The organism is Nonomuraea sp. NPDC026600 (assembly GCF_040638335.1).
Lineage (GTDB): Bacteria > Actinomycetota > Actinomycetes > Streptosporangiales > Streptosporangiaceae > Nonomuraea.
Window position 1 is genome coordinate 261930 of sequence record NZ_JBEZYD010000003.1, and the last position, 19352, is coordinate 281281.

At 68.5% G+C, this 19352-nt stretch carries 24 protein-coding genes; 15 read left to right on the forward strand and 9 right to left on the reverse strand.

Going from position 1 to position 19352, the window contains the following annotated elements:
• Window positions 1-15 precede the first annotated feature (15 nt).
• Window positions 16-792, forward strand: a complete 777-nt coding sequence (locus AB0F17_RS08020) for a GntR family transcriptional regulator (RefSeq protein ID WP_358018104.1) — start codon at window positions 16-18, stop codon at window positions 790-792.
• On the opposite strand, the gene AB0F17_RS08025 is transcribed toward AB0F17_RS08020, so the two are convergent.
• A complete protein-coding gene (locus AB0F17_RS08025; protein WP_358018107.1) occupies window positions 749-3127 on the reverse strand; it encodes an FAD-dependent oxidoreductase in 2379 nt (792 codons plus the stop codon). The genes AB0F17_RS08020 and AB0F17_RS08025 overlap by 44 nt on opposite strands.
• Window positions 3128-3188: 61 nt before the next feature.
• Here AB0F17_RS08025 and AB0F17_RS08030 point away from each other — a divergent pair, with 61 nt between their 5' ends.
• Together AB0F17_RS08030 and AB0F17_RS08035 are read left to right on the forward strand one after the other, a co-directional pair.
• Window positions 3189-4088 (forward strand): choline kinase family protein, encoded by a 900-nt coding sequence (locus AB0F17_RS08030; RefSeq protein ID WP_358018110.1) that lies wholly within the window; start codon window positions 3189-3191, stop codon window positions 4086-4088.
• Between the two features lie 4 nt (window positions 4089-4092).
• A complete protein-coding gene (locus AB0F17_RS08035; RefSeq protein ID WP_358018113.1) occupies window positions 4093-4698 on the forward strand; it encodes a DUF4126 domain-containing protein in 606 nt (201 codons plus the stop codon).
• On the opposite strand, the gene AB0F17_RS08040 is transcribed toward AB0F17_RS08035, so the two are convergent.
• From AB0F17_RS08040 to AB0F17_RS08050, 3 genes are read right to left on the reverse strand one after another with little or no spacing between them, the layout of a single operon-like run.
• Window positions 4684-5481 (reverse strand): alpha/beta hydrolase, encoded by a 798-nt coding sequence (locus AB0F17_RS08040; protein ID WP_358018116.1) that lies wholly within the window; start codon window positions 5479-5481, stop codon window positions 4684-4686. The genes AB0F17_RS08035 and AB0F17_RS08040 overlap by 15 nt on opposite strands.
• A gap of 3 nt (window positions 5482-5484) precedes the next feature.
• Window positions 5485-6405, reverse strand: coding sequence for an alpha/beta hydrolase (locus tag AB0F17_RS08045; RefSeq protein WP_358018118.1), 921 nt, complete (start codon window positions 6403-6405; stop codon window positions 5485-5487).
• 4 nt (window positions 6406-6409) lie between these two features.
• Window positions 6410-7168, reverse strand: a complete 759-nt coding sequence (locus AB0F17_RS08050; RefSeq protein WP_358018121.1) for a glucose 1-dehydrogenase — start codon at window positions 7166-7168, stop codon at window positions 6410-6412.
• Window positions 7169-7317: 149 nt separating this feature from the next.
• Here AB0F17_RS08050 and AB0F17_RS08055 point away from each other — a divergent pair, with 149 nt between their 5' ends.
• Window positions 7318-7914, forward strand: coding sequence for a hypothetical protein (locus AB0F17_RS08055; protein WP_358018123.1), 597 nt, complete (start codon window positions 7318-7320; stop codon window positions 7912-7914).
• 42 nt (window positions 7915-7956) lie between these two features.
• On the opposite strand, the gene AB0F17_RS08060 is transcribed toward AB0F17_RS08055, so the two are convergent.
• Window positions 7957-8454: a hypothetical protein gene (locus AB0F17_RS08060; RefSeq protein WP_358018125.1), complete on the reverse strand. Its 498-nt coding sequence runs from the start codon at window positions 8452-8454 to the stop codon at window positions 7957-7959.
• Between the two features lie 627 nt (window positions 8455-9081).
• The gene (locus AB0F17_RS08065) at window positions 9082-9348 is read right to left on the reverse strand and encodes a winged helix-turn-helix domain-containing protein (RefSeq protein ID WP_358018127.1); all 267 of its coding nucleotides are present in this window, start codon (window positions 9346-9348) and stop codon (window positions 9082-9084) included.
• Between the two features lie 261 nt (window positions 9349-9609).
• Here AB0F17_RS08065 and AB0F17_RS08070 point away from each other — a divergent pair, with 261 nt between their 5' ends.
• Window positions 9610-10071, forward strand: a complete 462-nt coding sequence (locus AB0F17_RS08070) for a hypothetical protein (protein WP_358018130.1) — start codon at window positions 9610-9612, stop codon at window positions 10069-10071.
• Between the two features lie 322 nt (window positions 10072-10393).
• On the opposite strand, the gene AB0F17_RS08075 is transcribed toward AB0F17_RS08070, so the two are convergent.
• From AB0F17_RS08075 to AB0F17_RS08085, 3 genes are all read right to left on the reverse strand, one after another.
• Entirely contained in the window at window positions 10394-10732 is a 339-nt protein-coding gene (locus AB0F17_RS08075; RefSeq protein ID WP_358018132.1) for a DUF5615 family PIN-like protein, read from the reverse strand.
• 45 nt (window positions 10733-10777) lie between these two features.
• The gene (locus AB0F17_RS08080) at window positions 10778-11413 is read right to left on the reverse strand and encodes a DUF433 domain-containing protein (RefSeq protein ID WP_358018135.1); all 636 of its coding nucleotides are present in this window, start codon (window positions 11411-11413) and stop codon (window positions 10778-10780) included.
• A gap of 218 nt (window positions 11414-11631) precedes the next feature.
• Window positions 11632-12111, reverse strand: coding sequence for a GntR family transcriptional regulator (locus AB0F17_RS08085; RefSeq protein ID WP_358018138.1), 480 nt, complete (start codon window positions 12109-12111; stop codon window positions 11632-11634).
• A gap of 133 nt (window positions 12112-12244) precedes the next feature.
• On the opposite strand from AB0F17_RS08085, the gene AB0F17_RS08090 reads away from it, so the two are divergent.
• The 10 genes from AB0F17_RS08090 to AB0F17_RS08135 all read left to right on the forward strand — a co-directional run bounded on the left by AB0F17_RS08090 (window position 12245) and on the right by AB0F17_RS08135 (window position 19250).
• Window positions 12245-12511, forward strand: coding sequence for a hypothetical protein (locus tag AB0F17_RS08090; RefSeq protein WP_358018141.1), 267 nt, complete (start codon window positions 12245-12247; stop codon window positions 12509-12511).
• A 7-nt stretch (window positions 12512-12518) separates the two neighbouring features.
• Window positions 12519-12746, forward strand: coding sequence for a hypothetical protein (locus AB0F17_RS08095; protein ID WP_358018144.1), 228 nt, complete (start codon window positions 12519-12521; stop codon window positions 12744-12746).
• Window positions 12743-13333 (forward strand): hypothetical protein, encoded by a 591-nt coding sequence (locus AB0F17_RS08100; RefSeq protein ID WP_358018147.1) that lies wholly within the window; start codon window positions 12743-12745, stop codon window positions 13331-13333. The genes AB0F17_RS08095 and AB0F17_RS08100 overlap by 4 nt, the downstream gene beginning before the upstream one ends.
• Complete coding sequence (locus tag AB0F17_RS08105) at window positions 13320-13562, forward strand: hypothetical protein (protein ID WP_358018150.1); 243 nt, start codon at window positions 13320-13322, stop codon at window positions 13560-13562. Before AB0F17_RS08100 ends, AB0F17_RS08105 begins: the two co-directional genes overlap by 14 nt.
• 113 nt (window positions 13563-13675) lie before the next feature.
• The gene (locus tag AB0F17_RS08110) at window positions 13676-13825 is read left to right on the forward strand and encodes a hypothetical protein (protein ID WP_358018153.1); all 150 of its coding nucleotides are present in this window, start codon (window positions 13676-13678) and stop codon (window positions 13823-13825) included.
• A 295-nt stretch (window positions 13826-14120) separates the two neighbouring features.
• On the forward strand, window positions 14121-14369 hold the full coding sequence (locus AB0F17_RS08115) for a hypothetical protein (protein WP_358018156.1): 249 nt from the start codon (window positions 14121-14123) through the stop codon (window positions 14367-14369).
• Window positions 14370-14548: 179 nt separating this feature from the next.
• The gene (locus AB0F17_RS08120; RefSeq protein WP_358018159.1) at window positions 14549-16021 is read left to right on the forward strand and encodes a hypothetical protein; all 1473 of its coding nucleotides are present in this window, start codon (window positions 14549-14551) and stop codon (window positions 16019-16021) included.
• Between the two features lie 23 nt (window positions 16022-16044).
• Window positions 16045-16494, forward strand: a complete 450-nt coding sequence (locus AB0F17_RS08125; protein WP_358018162.1) for a hypothetical protein — start codon at window positions 16045-16047, stop codon at window positions 16492-16494.
• A gap of 3 nt (window positions 16495-16497) precedes the next feature.
• On the forward strand, window positions 16498-16890 hold the full coding sequence (locus AB0F17_RS08130) for a hypothetical protein (protein ID WP_331910118.1): 393 nt from the start codon (window positions 16498-16500) through the stop codon (window positions 16888-16890).
• On the forward strand, window positions 16890-19250 hold the full coding sequence (locus AB0F17_RS08135; RefSeq protein ID WP_358018165.1) for a hypothetical protein: 2361 nt from the start codon (window positions 16890-16892) through the stop codon (window positions 19248-19250). Before AB0F17_RS08130 ends, AB0F17_RS08135 begins: the two co-directional genes overlap by 1 nt.
• Window positions 19251-19352 lie beyond the last annotated feature (102 nt).

Consider the following 19352-nt stretch of genomic DNA (forward strand, 5'->3'; position numbering starts at 1 on the left):
GGCTACGATGCGCGTGTGGTCGGGACACCCGAGGTCGAGCGTGGCACCGGTGTCCCCGCGCACGTGCAGATCGAGCGGTGGCTGCTGGAGTCCATCGGCAGCGGCGAGATGGAGCCCGGCGACCGGCTGCCGGGCGAGCGGGAGCTGTCGGCGCGCCTGGGCGTGAGCCGGATGACGCTCAGGCAGGCGCTGGCGACGCTGGAGCACGACGGCGTCCTGGTCAGGGTGCCGGGCAGAGCCGGCGGCGCGTTCGTCGCCGACCCGCGCGTCGAGTGCGATCTGACGGGGCTGGCGGGGTTCACCGAGCAGATGCGACGCGCCCACCTTCAGGCCGAGGCCAAGGTGCTGCTCGCCGCGACCGTCCCGGCGCCCCATTCCGTCGCCGCCGCGCTGCGGACCGCCGTGGGCGAGCCGGTGCACGAGGTCGTCAGGGTGCGCTCGGCCGGCCAGTCGCCGGTGGCGCTCGAACGCTCCTTCTTCCCCGCGCTGCCCGGCTTCCTGGAGGAGGATCTCGGCGGATCGCTCTACGCGCTGCTCGCCGATCGCTACGACCTGGAGCCGCGCACGGCCGTCGAACATCTCGACCCGGTCATCGCCAGGTCCGACGAGGCCGCCGAGCTGGGCGTGGCGCCGGGCACCCCGCTCATGCTGATCGAGCGCACCGCCTACGCGGCGGCCGGCGAGCCGGTGGAGTTCGCCCGTGACCTGTTCCGCTCCGACCGGGTGCGCATCTCGGTCCGCAGCGGCCTCAGCGCACCCGCTCCCCCGCCGGGTCATAGAGCGGATCCTTGACCACGCTCCCGGTCACCCATACGCCCTCCACCTCGACCTCGACCTTGGCGCCCGGTCCCACGGGCAGGTAGGCGTAGGCGATCGGCGATCCGACCGTGTAGCCGTGGCCGCCCGAGGTGATCCGGGCCACGACCTGGCCGTCCAGGCGCACCGGCTCGTTGCCGAGCGCGATCGCCCCCGGCTCCAGCGTCAGGCAGCGCAGCCCGCGCTCGGGTGCGGGGTCGAGCGCGTCCTTGCCGAGGAAGTCCTTGTCGAGCTTGACGCAGAAGCCCAGGCCCGCCTCGTACGGCGTGGTCTCCGGCCCGACGTCGGCGCCCCAGACCCGGTAGCCCTTCTCCAGGCGCAGGCTCTCGATGGCCCTGTAGCCTCCGGCCCGCAGCTCGTAGGGCCGCCCGGCCCGCCACAGCGTCTGCCAGAGCGCCAGGCCGTACTCGCTGGAGCAGTACAGCTCCCAGCCCAGCTCGCCCACGTACGTCACCCGTAGCGCCAGCACCGGCACGTCGCCCACGGTGAGCTCACGCGAGGACATGAACGGGAAGTCGAGCGGGTCGGCTGTGAGCGTCCCGAGGATGTCGCGGGCGCGCGGCCCCCACAGGGCGAAGCAGGCGTACTGGCCGGTCACGTCGGCGATCCGCGCGTCGGCGTCCCTGAGCGCGGCCTGCTTGCGCAGCCAGCCCAGGTCGTGCGAGCCGAACGCGGTGCCGGTCACGATGAGGAACTCGTCCTCGGCCCGCCTGGTGACGGTGAAGTCGCACTCGATGCCGCCGCGCCGGTTGAGCGCCTGCGTGTACGTCACCGCGCCGACCCGGCGGGCGACGCGGTTGTCGCAGACCCATTCGAGCAGCTCGGCGGCGTCCGGCCCGGAGACCTCGATCTTGGCGAACGAGGTCTCGTCGAACAGGCCCGCCGTCTCTCGCACGGCCCGGTGCTCCACCCCGATCGCGGGCGACCACAGCCGTCCGGCCCAGCCCCGGGGCCGCTCGTCGGTGCCGTCCGGCTCGTTCGAGCGGTAGAAGTTGACCCGCTCCCAGCCCGCCTTCTCGCCGAACTCGGCGCCGTGCGCGGCGTGCCAGCCGTAGGCCGGGGAGACCTTGAGCGGGCGGCCCGCCGAACGCTCGTGGCCGGGGTAGCGGATGTCGTAGTAGGTCTCGTAGTTCTCGATCGCGCGGGCCAGGGTGTAGGAGGGGGAGCGGTACTGGCGGCCGAATCGGCGGATGTCCATGTGCCAGACGTCCATGGCGGGCTCGCCCTCGACGATCCATTCGGCCATCACCTTGCCGATGCCGCCGGCGCCCGCGATGCCGTGCGCGCAGAAGCCGGCCGCCACGAAGAACCCGCCGACCTCGGTCTCGCCGAGGCAGAACTCGTTGTCGGGGGTGAACGCCTCCGGGCCGTTGATCATCTTGCGGATGCCGACGTCGGCCATGGCCGGGACGCGGATCCGCGAATTCTCCGAAATTTCGGTAAATCGGTCCCAGTCTTCGGCCAACAGGCGGGCGTTGAAGTCGGCCGGGATGGCGTCGTAGGAGGTCTCGTTCGCCGTCCAGGGGGCGCAGGTGCGCTCGTAGCCGCCCATGACCAGGCCCTGCACCTCCTGCCGGTAGTAGACGAGCAGGTCGGGGTCGCGCAGCGTCGGCAGCCCGGTGTGCTCGTGGAAGGCGTCGGTGACCACGTACTGGTGCGACATCGGCACGATCGGGATCCGCACCCCGGCCATCCGGCCGATCTCGGCGGCGAACATGCCGCCGCAGTTGACGACCACCTCGCAGTCGATGTCGCCCTGGTCGGTGCGCACCCGCGTGACCCGGCCGCGTTCGGTGTCGATGCCGAGCACGCGGGTCCTGGTCCTGACGCGGGCGCCGCCCTCGCGCGCCTTGGCGGCCAGCGCGTAACAGAGCGCGGAGGGGTCGATCTGCCCGTCGGTCGGCAGGTACGCCGCGCCGACGACGCCTGAGGGGTCCATCAGCGGGAACAGCTCGGCCGCCTCGGCGACGGAGATCTCCTCCAGCGGCAGGCCGAACGTGCGCGCCCAGCCGATCTGGCGGCGGATCTCGGCCATCCGCTCGTCGGTGGAGGCCAGCTTGATGCCGCCGCACTCCGTCCAGCCGGCGTCGAGCGTGCGATAGAGCTCGACCGAGTACTGGTTCATCCTGGTCAGCGTGGGGTCGGCGCGCAACTGGCCGACGAGCCCGGCGGAGTGGAACGTGGAGCCGCTGGTCAGCTCGTCGCGGTCCAGGAGGACGACGTCGCGTTCGCCGAGCTGGGTCAGGTGGTAGGCGACGGAGGCGCCGCCCACGCCGCCGCCGATGATCACGATGCGGGCCGAGTCGCTCATGCGGGCGAGGCTACACTAAAAGGTCTAGACCGTTTAGGGGGTGGCGGCGCTAGCATTGACCATGACCGAGATCTTCGATCGCATCCCGCTGCTGTCCGGCGCGCCGCGTTCCGTCGAGGAGCTGCCCGGCGGGCTGACCAACCACAACTACAAGGTGACCGTTCCCGGCGGTTCCTACGTGGTGCGGGTGTCGGCCAGCGAGGGATCGCTGCTGGCGATCGACCGGGACGTCGAATACTCCTGCTCGCTGGCCGCCGCGGGGATCGGGGTGGGGGCGCCGGTGCACGACTATCTGCCGGAGCTCGGAGTGCTGATCGTGGGTTTCCTGCCGGGCCGGACGTTCACGGAGGCCGATCTGCGCGATCCGGCGAACCTGCGGCGGCTGGCCGAGGTGTGCGGGCGGCTGCACGCGGGGCCTCGGTTCGCGCGGGACTTCGACATGTTCGAGGTGCAGCGGGGATATCTGGAGATCGTCCAGATCCGCGGCTACCGACTTCCGGCGAAATATCTCGATTTCATGCCCGATGTTGAGCGGATCCGGAAATGTCTTGATATTCGGGATGTGGGGCGGGTGCCGTGTCACAACGACCTGCTGCCCGGCAACATCATCGACGACGGCGAGCGGCTCTGGCTGATCGACTACGAGTACGCCGGCAACAACGACCCGTGCTTCGAGCTCGGCAACATCTGGAGCGAGTCGGACCTGTCCCTGGACCTGCTGGAAGAGCTGGTCACGGCCTACTACGGCCGCCGCCTGCGCCACAAGATCGCGCGGGCGCGGCTGCTCGGGCTCATGTCCAAGTACGGCTGGACGCTGTGGGCCTCGATCCAGGACGGCGCCAACCAGAGCATCGACTTCGACTTCTGGTCGTGGGGCATGGAGAAGTACGAGCGGGCGGTCGCCGAGTTCACCGGATCCGGGCTGGCCTCGCTCATGGACGAGGCGACCCGGGCAGACTAGAGACATGTTCGCCGCATTGACAGGACTTGGCCTGTCCACCGCCGCCGGGCTGAACGCCTACATTCCGCTCCTCGTGGTGGGCGTGCTGGCGAACGTCACCGACAGGGTGAAGCTGCCCGACGGCTACTCGTGGCTGTCCAACTGGGGCGTGCTCGCCGTGATCGCGGTGCTGCTGGTCGCGGAGATGGTGCTCGACAAGGTCCCGGCCGTCGACAGCGTGAACGACGCCATCCAGACGGCGGTACGACCGGCGGCCGGCGGCGTGGTGTTCAGCGCCACGAACGCGGCCGCCGAGCTCGACCACTCGACCTGGATGACCGAGCACCCGTGGGTGGGCTGGGTGCTGGGCATCCTGGTGGCGCTGGCCGTACACGCGCTGAAGGCGACGGCCCGTCCCCTGATCAACGTGGGGACGGGCGGCGTGGGCGCGCCCGTCGCGAGCACGGTGGAGGACGTCGGGTCGCTCGGTATGAGCCTGGTCGCGGTGTTCGTGCCCGTGCTGGTCGTCGTCGTACTGCTGCTGATGGCCCTGCTCGCCTGGTGGACGATCAGGAAGGTACGCCGCTACCGCGCCGCCCGCCGGGCCAGAAACGGGTCAGGAAGCCCGTAGCCATCGGCGCAGGACGACCAGGAACTCACCGGGACGCTCCTCGTGCAGCCGGTGGCTGGAGCCCTCCCAGCACACCACCTTCGACGCCGGATGCTTGCAGAGCCCCGACTCCCAGGCCGCGCGTTCCGGATCGCTCCAGATCGACAGCACCGGGCACTCCCTGCGGGCCATGTAGTCGTCGCTCGCCGGCCGCACCCCGATCGCGCCGGGCAGCGTGAACATGGCCTCGAACGCCTGGACCAGCACGTGCGGCGCCATGCCGTACAGCCTGCGCTGGTGCCAGCGCCTGATGACGGCCGGGGTGGCGGAGTTGGTGCACCACTGGTCGAGCTGTACGGCGGCGGCGTGCGCGTGCGGGCCGCGCAGCGCGGCGATCGTCTCCGGGAACCCGCGCGCGAGCTCCGCCGACATGCCGTAACCGGGATCGACCGCGACCAGCTTGCGCACCTTGTCCGGATGTTCGACGGCCAGGATGGAGACGACCTGGCCGCCCATGGAGTGGCCGATCGCGATCACTTCGGGGACGGCGAGCGTGTCCATCAGCGCGGCGAGGTCGTCGGCCATCTGGCGGGGCGTGTTGCCCTCGTCGGGCACGGACGAGTAGCCGTGGCCGCGCAGATCCACCGCGATCACCCGGTGCTTGGCGGCGAGCGCGTCGATGTGCCACGACCACTGATGGGAGTCGGCGCCCCAGCCGTGCACGAGCAGCAGCGGCGGGCCGCCACCTGTGCCGTCATCGGTATAGAAGAGTCGGATATTTTGCCCTATATCCGCGTACGGCATCCTTCACCCCACCTGCTCATGGATGGTCGCGCAGACCTTCGCCCCGGCCTCCTTGGCGGCGGGCAGCAGCGAGCCCAGCCCGAAGAACCCGTGGAACATCCCGGCATAACGCACGCTCCGCGTGTCCACCCCGGCCGCGCGCAGCCGCTCGGCGTACGCCTCTCCCTCGTCACGCAGCGGATCGTGCTCCGCCGTGATCACCAAGGCGGGCGGCAGCCCACGCACGTCCGCGTTGATCGGCGAGCTGTACGGCTCGGCTCGGCGCGCGGGGTCGGGCTGGTAGCAGTCCCAGTACCACCGCATGTGCGCCGTGGTCAGGAAATATCCGTCCGCGTTCTCCGCGTACGAGGGCGCGTCCTGGGCGGCGTCGGTGACGGGATAGATCAGCACCTGCAGCGCGATCGGCGGCCCACCCTCGTCCCTGGCCTTCAGGCACGTGACGGTCGCCAGGTTCCCGCCCGCGCTGTCGCCGGCGACCACGAGCCGATCGGGATCCGCGCCCAGCTCGCGGGCGTGCTCGTGCACCCAGCGGGTCGCGGCGTAGGCGTCCTCGACGGCGGCCGGATACGGGTGCTCCGGGGCCAGCCGGTAGTCGACGGACACCACGATCACGTCGGCGTCCGCGCAGATCAGGCGGCAGATGGGGTCATGCGTGTCCAGCGTGCAGAGCGTGAACCCGCCGCCGTGGAAGTACACCACCACCGGCCGCGCCGCCTGCTCCCCCGGCGGCCAGTAGACGCGCACGGGGAGGTCCCCCGCCATCCGGTTCTCCACCCGGCCCACCTTGTACGGCTCGGCCTCCAGCGGGGGCATGTCGGCCAGGATCCGCCGGGCCTCGACGGGGTCCGTCACCTCGGTGCCCACGTTGGGGAAGACCGCCGTCATCGCGTCGATGACCGCCCTGGTGAGATCGTCAACGGCCATGTGCTCACTCACCGTCCGTACGGGAGAGCAGCACGGTCTCTCCCGCCGTCCAGCCGCCGTCCACCGCCAGCTCGGCGCCCGTGATGTAGGACGCGGCGTCGGACAGCAGGAACGCGATCGCCTCCGCCACCTCCTCGGGCTCACCGCACCGCCCGGCCGCGACCAGCGGGAACCTGCCCTCGCCCGAGACCGCGCCGTGCGGAAGCGTCATCGCGGTGACGATCATCCCGGGATGCACGGAGTTGACCCTGATCCGGTGGGGGCCGTACTCGATCGCGGCGATCTTGGTGAGGCCGCGGACACCCCACTTGGACGCGCCGTACCCGCCCGTGCCGGGGAGCGCCGTCAAACCGGCCGCCGACGACAGGTTCACGATCGAGCCGCCACCGGACGCGCGCATCGGCGCCACCACCGACTTGAGCCCGAGGAACACACCGACGAGATTGACCTTGAGCACCCGCTCGAAGTCGTCGAGCGAGTACTGCTCCAGGGGCGCCGAGGGCGCGATCCCCGCGTTGTTGACCAGCCCGTCGAGCCGGCCGTACTCGTCCAGGACCTCCTGGATCACCTCAGCCCACTGATCCTGATTTGTCACATCGTGCGGGATAAATCGTGATTCGAGGTCTTTTGCGGTGGCGACGCCGTCCTCCACCAGAACATCGGTGATCACGACACTCGCCCCCGCCGCGACGCAGCGGCGGGCCGTGGCGGCCCCCATGCCCCTGGCGCCGCCGGTGATGAGCACTACCTTCCCGTCAAGCATGCGTGGCTCCTTCGCGGTACGTGAACTGAACCACGCCCTCACGGCTCAATCAAGAGCTTGCTTGGTCACAAAGATCTTGTCCGGCCACGCATCCGCCCGGCGCTCGCACTATCCTCTAGGCAGCGGCCAATCAGCAGGAGGCGAGGACGATGGTGGAGGTCATTCTCATCATCCTGGCGGTCCTGGCCTTCCTCGGCCTGGTGGCCGGCGTCGGCATCTTCTTCCTGGTCAAGCTGGGCCAGAAAGCGGCGGTCAAGGCCAAGCAGGCGGCGACCCAGCTGACCACGCACGTCAACGCCATGGGCCCCGGCGACGCCGGCGAGGTCGAACGCCTCCGCCTCGACCTGCGCCGCGAGGTCTCGATCACCCGCCAGGCCGTCGAACACGCGCAGCGCCAGGGCTGGGGCCTCGGCGACCTGCCCCGCCTGCTGGCCGACCTTTCGGCGCAGGCCGACGTACACGACGCCCAACTCGCCATGTACGCCCAGCAGCGCCGCGCCTCGCCGTACGTCGACCACGCCACGCTCCACCGCCTACGGGAGCACCAGGCCAAGCTGACCGCCATGTGCGCCCGCATCCGCGCCGACCTCCTCGGCGACCAGCTCCAGCACGCCGCGGCCGGCATCGACGACCTCAACTCCCGCACCGACCTGGAGATCGAGGCCCGCCGCCGCCCCCCGGACCCGCTCGACGAGATCGACGAGCTCTATCGCAGAAGCACACAGGAGCGCCGAGACCTCCCCTGACGGTTACCTGGGCCTACGTGCCGAGCCTCGATCTGGCCAAGTTCATCGGCTGACCTCTCGCCCCCAGGTGCCGTGGATGAACGCGTCATACTCCTCCGCACTGGCGCCATCGTTGAGCATGGCGCGGGCGGCCTGCGCCTGCCGGGTCGTGGGAAGCCGCCCTTCGAGCAGGATCGGCAGCGAGAGCCGTCGCGCCAGCAGTTCAACCGCCGAGATCCCGTACGGCCTGCGCACCACCGACAGGTTGACCCGCACCGCGTGCTCGTTCCCAGGCGCTGCTCCCGGCCGGTCGACTTCGATCGCGACATATCGGAACCCGTTCGCCAGATCGCACGGCCCGCACCCGGCCGGGCCCCGGCTCAGCCGGCCGCCGCACTCGGGGCAGGTCAGCCGGTCGTAGGCCGCGTCGACCACCCGCCACAGGTGCCGGTCGGGCTCGTCGACCACCATCTCGGCGATGGCCCGCTCGTCGGCCTGCTCGGCCGTGCCGAACTCCCGCTCCAGGAACGCCCGCCAGCCGTCCTCGACGATCAGATCCACCAGCCGGGCACACCGGACACACTCCGGCGCCCCGGCCGGTTCCCAGTGAGAGCACTCTCCACATCGCCGCACGGCAGCACCGTACCGGCGGCGAAAAGCCGACTTCACCTGATTATCCAGCCGCTCACCACCAGCAGGTTCTGCGAGGAGTTTTGCGAACAACCACCTTGCGCTCGGTGATGCGGACCCGAGTGAGGGCCAGGGTGCCTGGTGATCTCGCGGCGTGACCTCGCTTGACCTTGACACGGTGTGGAATGAAGTCTGTCCGCTACGGTCTTATGGGTCCGCCTGTCCCCTTTAGGGCAACTTTCGTCCGCACCCGTCCGTGCCAGTCCGTCGTGTCTGTGAGAGATGTGTGAGATCGGGGGCGCATGAAGACGAGCGCCATGCCCTGACCGAATATGCCGAAAAGTTCCGACCCACCTAATGACAGGACGCGATTGGTTAGCTACGATCCGAGATCGACCCTCCAGGTGTAGGCGAGGAGCCACGGTCGCCGCACCGGCCCGGAGAGTCCTACCCGAGGCACTCGGCACCCGAGCCGGTGCGGCTCCCGCAAGGGGGCGGGGACCTCGACACTCATACTGCCGAGGTCCCCTGTCCCTGCGGGCACTCGAAGTGTGGGGCCTACTCCCCCGCCTTGTCCCCCACATCGTCAGTGCGATCAGTGACAAAGTTCCCGAGGTTCGGCTTGGTGTAGACGAGCCCTTCCTCTCGCAGTCTATGGACCGCTTTCCTGGTCGTCTTCTTCGCTACGCCAAGCTCCTGCTCCAACCGGGTTTCCGAGGGCAGCGGTGTGTGCGGCGCGTACGTCCCCTCCAGGATGCGCCGCTTGAGTAGCTCATACACCTGAACCCACCGGAACTCGTTATCCCTGAACTGGAACTCTGTCACGGCAGCAGCATGCCGAGGTGTGCCGGAGCCTGCCCCGGCGGGCAGCGGTAGGCCCCGGCATACCCCGGCGTGCCCCAGCAGAAGTGCACGACAGATCCTTCGCTTTCCTGGGAGGGATGCGCCCTGCGGCGCCAGGTCAGCGGACGATCACGACGCTACGCGGGACAGGACCGATCGCCAACTGTCCGCATGTGGCCGTACACCTCACCGGCCGGTTGGGCGTCTCACCTCGCCAGGATCCCTCTCCCCAGGAGCCACGCCATGCGCTCACGAACCGCTGCGCTAGCCGCGTCCGCCGCTCTGACCGCCGGGTGCACCAGCACCCAACCAGCAACGGTCACGGCCACAGTCGCGGCCTCGCCAACCATCTCCGCCAGCCCAAGCCCAACCGGCGACCCCGCCTGCGAAAGCAAGGACCTCGACAAGTTCCTGCGAGAGATCGACGCCTACAGCAAGCGCGGAGCCTTTGACACGAAACCCAAGATCCGGCTCAACCCGGACAAGGTCTTCGGCTGGCAGATCGCGCTAGGAGCGGTCAAGGCCGACGCCGACCTCAAGCTGTACAAGATTGCTGCGAGCGCGAAAGAAGCGGTGGACGACTGGCCGTCGCTAACCCCCGGCAGCCTGGCGCAGAGGGCGACCACTCTGACGATCCAGTTGTCCGCCAAGACGCTCGCGATGACATGTCGCATCCACGACCGGTACGAGTTCTCCAAACTCTAAAGGAACATCCGCGCCGCGACTCAGAGTCGCGTTCGGCGTGCTCCCGGTAGAGCCCCGCTCCCCCGAGGCGGATGGGAACCAATCTGACAGGCGGTGTTCTTTACACCGGGCGGGAGTTCAGGCCGGTGCAGGATGCGGCCGGCGCCGCTAGCGTCAGCCCCGATGGATCGACGGCCACGCGGGTCACGCCTCCATCACGCACGGGACGGCCCCGTCGCCTGCAGAAGGCGGCGGGGCCGATCGCGTCAGGCGCACCGTTGGCGAGTGACCAAGCGGTACGCCGGCCGCCATGCCAGGCCGCGACTCTCATCTGGATGACGGCTTACTGCCAGTCGCTGTCAGGGTCGATGCCGTCTTTGGAAACCCTGATCGTCACGTGCTCGCGATGTAGCAGCGCCAAAACGCCCACGAGGTGCATCTCCAGCACTGTGGCGGCTTCCGGTTCTATGCATCGCAGCCACACATGCCAGCCGATGGCGTTGCGCTGGCGTCGCTGGCTGAACTCCTCATCCAAGGTGACGAGGACCGCGCCGCGGCTGTGCGCGTACTGCGTCAGATTGTCATCCTCGTGAGCGGCAAGGCCTGCATTGCGGGCCGTCCAGCACTCATGGTCGTGTCGACGCAGCATCTGGCCGACACTCACAGGGACATCGTTGTCCAAGAAGAAACGCAACGGGACCGCCGGGGGTTGAAGGCGGGCGGAAGGTCAGGATGCGGCAGCGTAACGCCGGGCCGCCTCGATGTCCTCAGCGGTAAGGTCTGGGTACTCGGCAATGATCGCGTCGGTGTCGTACCCGGCGGCGATGAAGTTGCGCACCGTCGATACGCGGATTCTTGTCCCGGCCACGATCGGCGCGCTGGCGTGGACGCCCCGCACCTTAACGATCTTCCCGTGACAGTCTGGGTCCCGCTCGCCGGCCTTGAGAATGCTTGCGCGGATCAGCTCCAGCTTGATGACCCATTCCAGAACGGTCTGGTTCGGCACCTTTCCGCCTTCCCACGTTCCGTCGGGATGCTGGAAGTAGATCTCCTTGCCGTGGGTGGCGAAACGCAGTTGGCGTAGCGGCGCGTCGTAGCCCTGGTTCCGGAGGTGGTCCATGACCTGGCGCATGTGCTGGAGCGTGATGTTGCGGCCCTTGCGCAGCGTGGCGGCGACGAGCAGCTCGACGAGATCCTGGTACTCGTAGAGCCGGATCGTTCGGCGGACGCTGAGGCGGCGCCGGATGCCGGGGACTACCACGCCTCGGAATTCCCAGTAGCGCAACTGCGCCATGCTGATCCCTGCGAGCTTGGCGGCTCTCTTGTCGGGAATGGCGAGCAAATCTTCTGTGGCGCTGACCATGGCCGTCCTCCAGGCTTCCGGTTGATCCGATCGTAACCGAACAGTGCCAAACGGTTCCGAACGTGACCGTACGGGTTTTGTGACGCCGGTGACAGTCGATCGGTTGACGGAGTCGTGAAAACGACAGCGTCGGTCCCCATGGAAGGGCAGCCCGATCAGCGCTCGGGCCCGCGGATCTCGACCTTGTCGGCAGGCAGGAGGTCAACCTCGCCGGCACGTCAGGTCTTGGGCCAGTCCTTCTTCGGCGAGACATAGGAGCCGCGAGCGGGCACCGTGAAGACCCAACCTTGCTCGCGCAGGAGGGCGACCGCGTTCCGGACCGTCACCTTCGCCGCGTCGTACTGCTGCATCAGTGTCGTCTCGCTCGGGATCGGCAGGTTCGGCCGCAGCTCCCCGGCGCGGATCCGCTCGACCAGCTCGGCGGCGATCACGCGGTGCTTCGCGGTCGCGTTCGCTACGCGAGGAGCGTCTTCGGGGCCGACGTACGTGCCTTCTCCCCTGACGGTGTACACGAGCCCTTCGTCGCGGAGCAGCCGAATCGCCTTCGTTGCGGTGATTCGCGAGACGTCGAACTCGTCCATGAGCCCGTGCTCGCTCGGGATGGCGTGACCGGGCGGGATCTTCCCGCCGGTGATGCGTCGCCTGATCTTGTCGGCGACCTGCTGATATAGCGGCACAGGCCCCTCACGGTTGAGCACGGTCAAGAAGTTAGGTGAGCTATCTCGTGCCCTATTGAACCACTACGCGCAGATAGCTGATCGCTGTCATCCTGCTGACTGACTTATAGCTACCACTAGACCGGATAGAGCAAGTGGAAGTACCGTCACAACCATGGTCCCTCCGCATGTTCCCGACTGCGACATCGTCGCGATGGACGACGGCGCGTTCCTCGTCACCCACCTGGGCTCCGGCCACGTGCGCACTGCAGCGAACGGCAGGCAGGCGCTGATCGTCGGCACTGGGCTCGCCATCGCCTACACGTGGCAGACAGCCCTCAGGCCATGCCCTCCAAGCGGCCACCTAGGGCCCATCGTCACTGACCCGGCGACCTCCACCAAGAAATGCAAGGCGTGCGGCATTACGGTCATCTGGGGCTAGGCCGACCGTGAACCCTGACGAGACGGCCGCCTACTACGACGACCCCGCCCACGCCGCCAACATGTGCGACCTGCTGATGCGCACCTACCCCGGCTGGATGGTGTGGCGGGACGACGACCGCAGGTGGAGAACCCGACACGCGGACGCCCCCGACGACCGGCCACCGATCGCGTATAGGACTGCTGGACTGCTCAACCGCACCATGTACCGGATCGCCTGCGGGAGGGCGTCGTGACTGCGGCCACCGTCCTACCGGTGCCGTACGTCACCGCCTACGAGGAGGAGAGCGTCGCGCTCAATCTCACCTTCATCGGGGATACGTGGGCGCTCAACGGGCTGCGGCTGTCCTACACCGACCCCACGGACAGCGACCGGGACAGGGACGTGCTGTGGGCCCGGCAGAAGACGTGCCGGGCCGGGAGGGTCCTGTATGACGAGATGCACACCGTTCGGCAGAAGGAATGCATGCTGGGCAGGCTCTGCCAGGTGTGCCAGCGCCCTGCGCTGGATCCCCGCACTGAGCGCTTCACGTGGGTCTTCCACGTCGAGCCGCCCGCCATGTCCGGACGCCTCAGCAAGCCGCCCATCTGTCGAGACTGCCTGCCAGAAGCGATCACCGTATGCCCGTACTTGCGCCGCGAGGCTCACGTGTACAGCTCGGCCGGCTATGGCGTGTGGGGCGTCAAGGGCCTCGTCCTGTCCCCGTTCGGCCGTGAGCCGGTCTGGCGGGACGTCCCACGGGATGACCTGCACACGCTGGAGTTCACCCTTGCCAGGGCCCTGGTCGGGTACGTGTCGGAGCTGCGGCGTGAGCGTGTCTAGCCACGAGTGGACGCCCTACATCCCGTCCGGCCACCGCACACGGGTGGTGGAGGCGTCGTGCTGCAACCTCTACGAGCTGCTCCAGGAGGGCGGCGCGTACGTCGTCACACTCCTGTTGGATGCGACGCCCATCGTGGAGACGGCCAGAGGTTCGACCGGCCACGCCAGGCAGGCGTTCGACGACCTTGTGGCTCTACATCTCATCGCGACGCAGGAGCACCGACCATAGACAGCCCGGTGCCCGCCTTCCATCGGATCGCGGGTGTCGGGCGGGTGGCCTTGCCTCAGGGCTGGAGGGCTTCCGGGCGGGGCCACCCACAATCCACAACCTACGGAGTCCCGATGAACTCTCAGACGGCGTGCCTCCTCATGATGCTGGCCAGCGTCGGCGTGTTCCTCATCGGCGCGGTCGTGGTGTGCGCCGAACAGATCCCCGATGGCGTGCGCTGGGTGTGGCGGCGTATCACCGGCCGCGCGCCCGGCTCTCAGTAGGGGCGACGAGACTCCCGGCACGAGCGCGGAGCCGGGATCGGGCGGTCCCCGTCTGGCCTATCTGGAGGGAGGGCCGGGGCGGGGGCCGCCGCCTACTTGCCGCCCTCGGTCTACATCACACCGGGCCTTTCGCAGCGTTCCGATGTGTCGGTAGAGGGACACCGAGGGCGGCCACGCACGCCGAAGAGCCTCACCCGAATTGGGTGGGGCTCTTCGGCCTTTCTCGGGAGGGACAGTTCTCACCAGTCTTTACAAGTTACTTGTATCGATCTTGCTCCCCTGCTACACAAGGAAAGTGCCGGAGAACTTGGAGGAGCTGAGCGACCAGATGCTTGCCGACAGACTCCGCGACACAGCCAAACGGATGAGAGCCGCCATCACCGAGAGGGACGCCCTCATCTTGGAGGCGGGACGCCGAAAGCAAGCAGGCAACCCCACGTGGACTCAAGAGAAGATCGCAGCACTCGCTGACCTGTCTCAGCAGGCCGTATCGCTGCAACTGAGGAAGAACCAGAGCGCCAACTCTGGAGACACAACCGAATAACCAATGCCCCGGGCCCCCGCGCGCCAACGCGGGAACCCGAGGACTTGACCACAGACCGCCCGACTAGAACCGAAGGTCTGCAGCCCATGAGGCACATTAGTGCTGCCATGCTGGTCAGCGGTACCCCCGTTGATCGTTTGTCTTCGTCCGCGCCCTCTGACTGGTGGGCGTGGATATGGGTGCACATCGCGCCCTACCTTCCGTCCGCCGAACAGCGGTGGATCGTCGGCGCGCTGTGCGCCATCGTCCTCACCTGGCAGTTCGGCCGCGTCGCCCTGAGCGCCGGCCAACGCGCCGCGCACGTCGCCACGGCGTACGTCTCCAGTCGCCCCATCGAGGATCTGCTCACCGTCGTGGCCGCGTCCATCGCGACCGGCGTTTCAGCGACCGGCATGTGGCGCTTCTCGGGTGACGTGCTCGGCCTCGACGGGCCGCTGCGGCTGCTGCTGTTCGCGTTCATCGAGGTCGCGATCATCACCTCGGCCGTACGGGCGCGCCGCAACATGCGCGAGAACTTCTCCGCCGGGATCGACGGCATCGCGGTGTGGGCGCTGACCTGCCTGACCGCCGTACTGTCCAGCATGGACGCGCGGAGCGCGCCCGAGGCCCTCTTCCGGCTCGCCGCGCCGCTGGTCGCCGCCTGGCTGTGGGAGCGCGGCATGGCCATCGAGCGCCACCGCATCAGGGGCACGGGCCGCATCAACTGGCGGCTCACCCCCGAACGCGTCCTGATGTGGCTGGGCCTCGCGGAAGCGTCCGACCGCACAGCGGGCGAGGTCGACGCGCAGCGCCGACTCACCCGGGTCGCGCTCGCAATCAAGCGCGTGAAGGCGTTGCGAGCATCGGGTGCGTCCGAGCGGAAGCTGCGTGGCGCGCTGGCCAAGCTCGACAAGGCGATGGACCAGGCCGTCGCCCACGCCAGGCTGGCCGTCGACGAGACACGACAGGAGGCGCTGCTCGCGCAGATCGACGCGCTCTACAGCACCGATGCTCTCGTCAAGAGGCAGAAGGTCGCCAAGTGGGCCGACCCCACCACCCAGGAGGACCGGGAGCGCGCCGAAGCGGCGTTGGACGAGGCGCTGCGATTTGACACGGCCGAGGCGACCCAGCGTGCGATCGACAAGACGGCGATCACCCTGATGGCGTTGACCGAACTGGTGACCTCCCCGGTGACCTATCCAGAGGTCACCGACAGGGTCAACAGGAGTGTCCTCAAAGGCGCCGTCCCAGCGCCTCGGCAGACGTCGGCTGCGACCCCCTCGTTGATCAACCCGGTGACCCCGTCGGTGACCGTGGAGCAGGTCAACGACAAAGTCACCTTCGACATCACCGACCCCACGGTTTTCGACCTCGAACAGATGCTCGCGGCGGAGCCCGTGGTGACCCCGGCGTTGACCCGCTCGGTGACCTATCCAGAGGTCACCCGCGAGGTCACCGAAGACGCCGCAGACGCGACGAAAACCAAGGTCATGCGCGCCTTCTGGGAAAACGAGATCGCCCAGAAGCGTTATCCGCGTCCGATCGATCTTGCCCGCCATGCCAATGCCGATCGCAGCCTCGCCCGTCGCCTACGGGCCGACTGGGTTGAGGAGCTGTCTGGCTGGGCGAAGCGACGGGCCAAAGCCGCTCTACGCGACAAGGCATCCGCTTAACCACACCCGCACGGAGGCTTGGTATGACGACTCTGCTGATCATCGCTGGCGTTATCGCCGTGATGGCCGGCGTGCGCCGCTCCCGCTACGACGGGATCCCGCCGCTCGTGTGGTGGGGGCAGGAGCGCATGTACCGGCGACGCCGGGCGATCGGCGGTCGCGCTCTGCGGGTCCTGCTCGCCGTGGCGCTGGCTGTCGGCGCGTTCATGGCCGCCGCGATGGTGCTGCTCACCGTCGTGGCCGCCGCGGTCGTCATCGCCGTGCTGCTGGCTGTGTGGTTCTACCTGCGGCAGGGCGCGATCGCGGCCGAGCCTGTGCCGAGCCTGGCCGAGCGGCTCGCCAGCGGCGAGCTCCAACCGGAGGACCTCGACCGTTTCGGCGGCTACCCGCCGCCCTCGCGGATCTCGCTGGCCGTGGCTGGCGAGACGACCCCAACCCCTGCCCGACCCCCGTACGAGATAGAGGAGGCGTAACGCATGGCACGCCGAGCGGCAGACCTCGCCCGCATCCCCACCCGCACCCCCGAGCAGGTCAAGAACTACGGGCGGGCCGGTGACGAGCTGCTCGGCGCGATCGCTGTCGAGTTCGAGTGCCGCCGCCGCGAGATATCCAAGCGGGTGCACGCCCTGCTGAAAGAGGCCAAGCGGCAGGGCTGCGGCAGCGGCAAGGACATGTGGGTCCGATCCATGCGGATCACGATCGGCCTGATCGAGGCCGCCGTCGCCGTGCGTCTTGCCCGGCACGGCCTGCGCGTGGTGTACCCGACGCTCGAAAAGCTGGCCGGCGTCGAGATCGACGGCCTACGCGACCTGAAGTACGGCAAGGACCGCGACAAGAAGCAGCCCGACGACGAGCGCATGGACGTCTGATGATCACAAATGCGGAGCTGCGTCAGCGGCGCAAGGCCGAAAAGAAGGTCGCCCGCGACCTCGGCCAGCATGTGGGCAGCGACTTCGGGCAGCTCTGGCGCACCTTCGCGCCGTGGCTGCTGCTGTTCGCCGCCCTGGCAGGGGCCCCGATTGCGCGGGGCGTGGCCATGTGGGGCGAGGTCGAGGTGTACGTCGCACTCTGCGTTGCCCTGGCCGGGGGTGTGGTCCTGTGGGTATCACTGCGGCTGACCGCTGGGCGGCGCCTGCTCGGCCGTGCGCACGAGGCGTTCAACATCGCAGCCCCGACCGCCGTCGTCACGTACACCGTGGGCTGGGGCATCGACAAGTATGTGATCATCGGGGCGGCCGTGTCCGGCACCGCCTCGGCAATCATCTGGCACCGCAGGCACGCCAACAGCGACACCCGGGAACTCGAACGCGTCGGCGGCGGCGCGTGGCAGGGCGATACCGTGCCCGCCCGCTGGAAGGGGTTCGTCGCCGAGCACATGCCCACCCTCTCCGACTCGACGATCACCGTGTTCAAAGACGACACCCACGAACTCGCCGTAGGTATTGACCTGGGAGAAAACGGCGTCCCGAGCGACTTGACCCCGCTGATCGAGCGCTTCACCCGCTTCGCCGGCGGCATCGCCGGTGGCACGTCGGTCGTCGTCGGCGACTACCTCGACCGGGTCGGGATCCGGGCGATGCGCAAGGACCCCCTCAAGACGCCGTTCCCCTGGACGGGCCCGTCCGAGCCGGGCGCCTCGATCATGGAGCCGATCGGAAACCTCGGCCTCTACCGCGACGGCGCCCCGCTCGAACTGTGGCTGCCGCACGTGCCCGGCGCGGGCCTGGACGGAAACGACAAGCCCCTGTCGCACCTGAACATGGTCGGGATGAGCCGCGCCGGCAAGGGCGAGGCCGGTGAGCAGCTCGATGTGAGCGTGATGCTTCGCCGCGACTCGGCCGTGATCCTCTGCGACCCAGTCAAGGCTGACCAGCAACTAGGCGTGATCGGTGTGGGCGCGGCCTACGTACTCGACACCCCGCACAAGATTCGTTCGTTCCTGCATCGCCTGGTCAACCAGACGATCCCGGCTCGTAGCCGGTTCCTCGGCGACCCGACACGCAACCTGCTCGGCAGGGTCTGCAAGGAATGGGAGCCCGGCTGCGGCCTGACGTGGCTGATGGTCCACATCTACGAGGGCGCAGCCCTGTACGGCTCCCAGAACCTGACCAAGGTGTCCGAACAAGCTGCCTCGTGCGGCATCGAGCTGGTGTTCGAGGCGCAGAGGATGATCCACGACCGGGTCGACACAACTCTGCGCGCGAACATGGGCGACATGCTCATGTTCGGCGTGAACGACCCCGACGACGCCCGGCTGATCCTGCCCGAGGAACTGCTTGACCTCGGCGCCGACCCGTCCGTCTGGCGAAACAAGCGGGCGGGCATGTGCTACACGATCTTGTCGACGTTGCCGCTCTCCCGACAGATCATTCCGGCCCGGTTCGCCCGCAAGGCCAAGGACGGCAGCGACATCGCTGCTGCCCTGGCCGAGTACGGGCATCTCGGCGGCAGCCTCGACCCCGTGACGGCCAAGACGTTCGGTGAGCCGTACGAGCAGTGGGCTGCAGCCCGCGCCGCCAAACGCGGCAGCGCCCCCAAGACGCTCACGTTCGCGCCAGGACCTGCCGCCGGCCGCTACGTCGAGTCCGTGCCAGCTCCTGGGCCGCAGGCGACGATCCCCGGCCGAGTCCTGGTCGCCGACGGGCCTGCTGCCGCCGCGATGCTGCCGCCCTCTGCCACTAGGCGCAGCACTGCGACCGACCCCGCCGAGGAAGGCTTCGACCTCGACCCCAACGCTGGAGACGAACCGATGAACGAAGACGCCGAAGCTGATCTGATCGCCGATCTGGCAGCTGAGGCGGCGGAGGCGGTGGTCGCGCAGATCGGCGATGCGATGCTCGACGATCCCGAGGCGGCCCAGGTCGTCGCTCTGGCCCGCGAGGCCCTGAACGCCGACCTGGACGACGACGGCGAGGGCGAGATCGCCCCGCCGCTGCCCGACATCGAGTTTCCCGACGATCCCGACGAAGCGCACTTCACGCCGATCATCGACCGGAACGAAGCCCTCGACGTCCTGCTCTCCGTGCTACGCGAGGACATCGGCGAGGGCCGCACGTTCAAGCCGCACGCCTTGTATGACGCTCTGGACCGGCGGGCCCGCCGGTCGGACTCGTGGGTGCGCCGCTGCATGAAGACTTTGCAGGAGTGGGGCTGTATCCGGGAGACCGAGGTGTTCGGCGAGTACGAGGTGATCCACACCACCCGCCCCGAGCACAGTTACAGCGAGTGACCATTTACGCGTAACCGTTACCAAGATCACGTAACTGTTACGCGTAACAGTTACGCCCGACAAAACGGACACGAACCCGCTCTCCCCTTAAGGACACGAGGC

What these genes read in the sequence shown, in the direction of transcription:
- AB0F17_RS08025 (WP_358018107.1), bottom strand. Translation starts at nt 3,127, where the DNA reads ATGAGCGACTCGGCCCGCATCGTGATCATCGGCGGCGGCGTGGGCGGC.
- AB0F17_RS08030 (WP_358018110.1), top strand. Translation starts at nt 3,189, where the DNA reads ATGACCGAGATCTTCGATCGCATCCCGCTGCTGTCCGGCGCGCCGCGT.
- AB0F17_RS08035 (WP_358018113.1), top strand. Translation starts at nt 4,093, where the DNA reads ATGTTCGCCGCATTGACAGGACTTGGCCTGTCCACCGCCGCCGGGCTG.
- AB0F17_RS08040 (WP_358018116.1), bottom strand. Translation starts at nt 5,481, where the DNA reads ATGCCGTACGCGGATATAGGGCAAAATATCCGACTCTTCTATACCGAT.
- AB0F17_RS08045 (WP_358018118.1), bottom strand. Translation starts at nt 6,405, where the DNA reads ATGGCCGTTGACGATCTCACCAGGGCGGTCATCGACGCGATGACGGCG.
- AB0F17_RS08050 (WP_358018121.1), bottom strand. Translation starts at nt 7,168, where the DNA reads ATGCTTGACGGGAAGGTAGTGCTCATCACCGGCGGCGCCAGGGGCATG.
- AB0F17_RS08055 (WP_358018123.1), top strand. Translation starts at nt 7,318, where the DNA reads ATGGTGGAGGTCATTCTCATCATCCTGGCGGTCCTGGCCTTCCTCGGC.
- AB0F17_RS08070 (WP_358018130.1), top strand. Translation starts at nt 9,610, where the DNA reads ATGCGCTCACGAACCGCTGCGCTAGCCGCGTCCGCCGCTCTGACCGCC.
- AB0F17_RS08080 (WP_358018135.1), bottom strand. Translation starts at nt 11,413, where the DNA reads ATGGTCAGCGCCACAGAAGATTTGCTCGCCATTCCCGACAAGAGAGCC.
- AB0F17_RS08090 (WP_358018141.1), top strand. Translation starts at nt 12,245, where the DNA reads ATGGTCCCTCCGCATGTTCCCGACTGCGACATCGTCGCGATGGACGAC.
- AB0F17_RS08110 (WP_358018153.1), top strand. Translation starts at nt 13,676, where the DNA reads ATGAACTCTCAGACGGCGTGCCTCCTCATGATGCTGGCCAGCGTCGGC.
- AB0F17_RS08125 (WP_358018162.1), top strand. Translation starts at nt 16,045, where the DNA reads ATGACGACTCTGCTGATCATCGCTGGCGTTATCGCCGTGATGGCCGGC.
- AB0F17_RS08130 (WP_331910118.1), top strand. Translation starts at nt 16,498, where the DNA reads ATGGCACGCCGAGCGGCAGACCTCGCCCGCATCCCCACCCGCACCCCC.
- AB0F17_RS08135 (WP_358018165.1), top strand. Translation starts at nt 16,890, where the DNA reads ATGATCACAAATGCGGAGCTGCGTCAGCGGCGCAAGGCCGAAAAGAAG.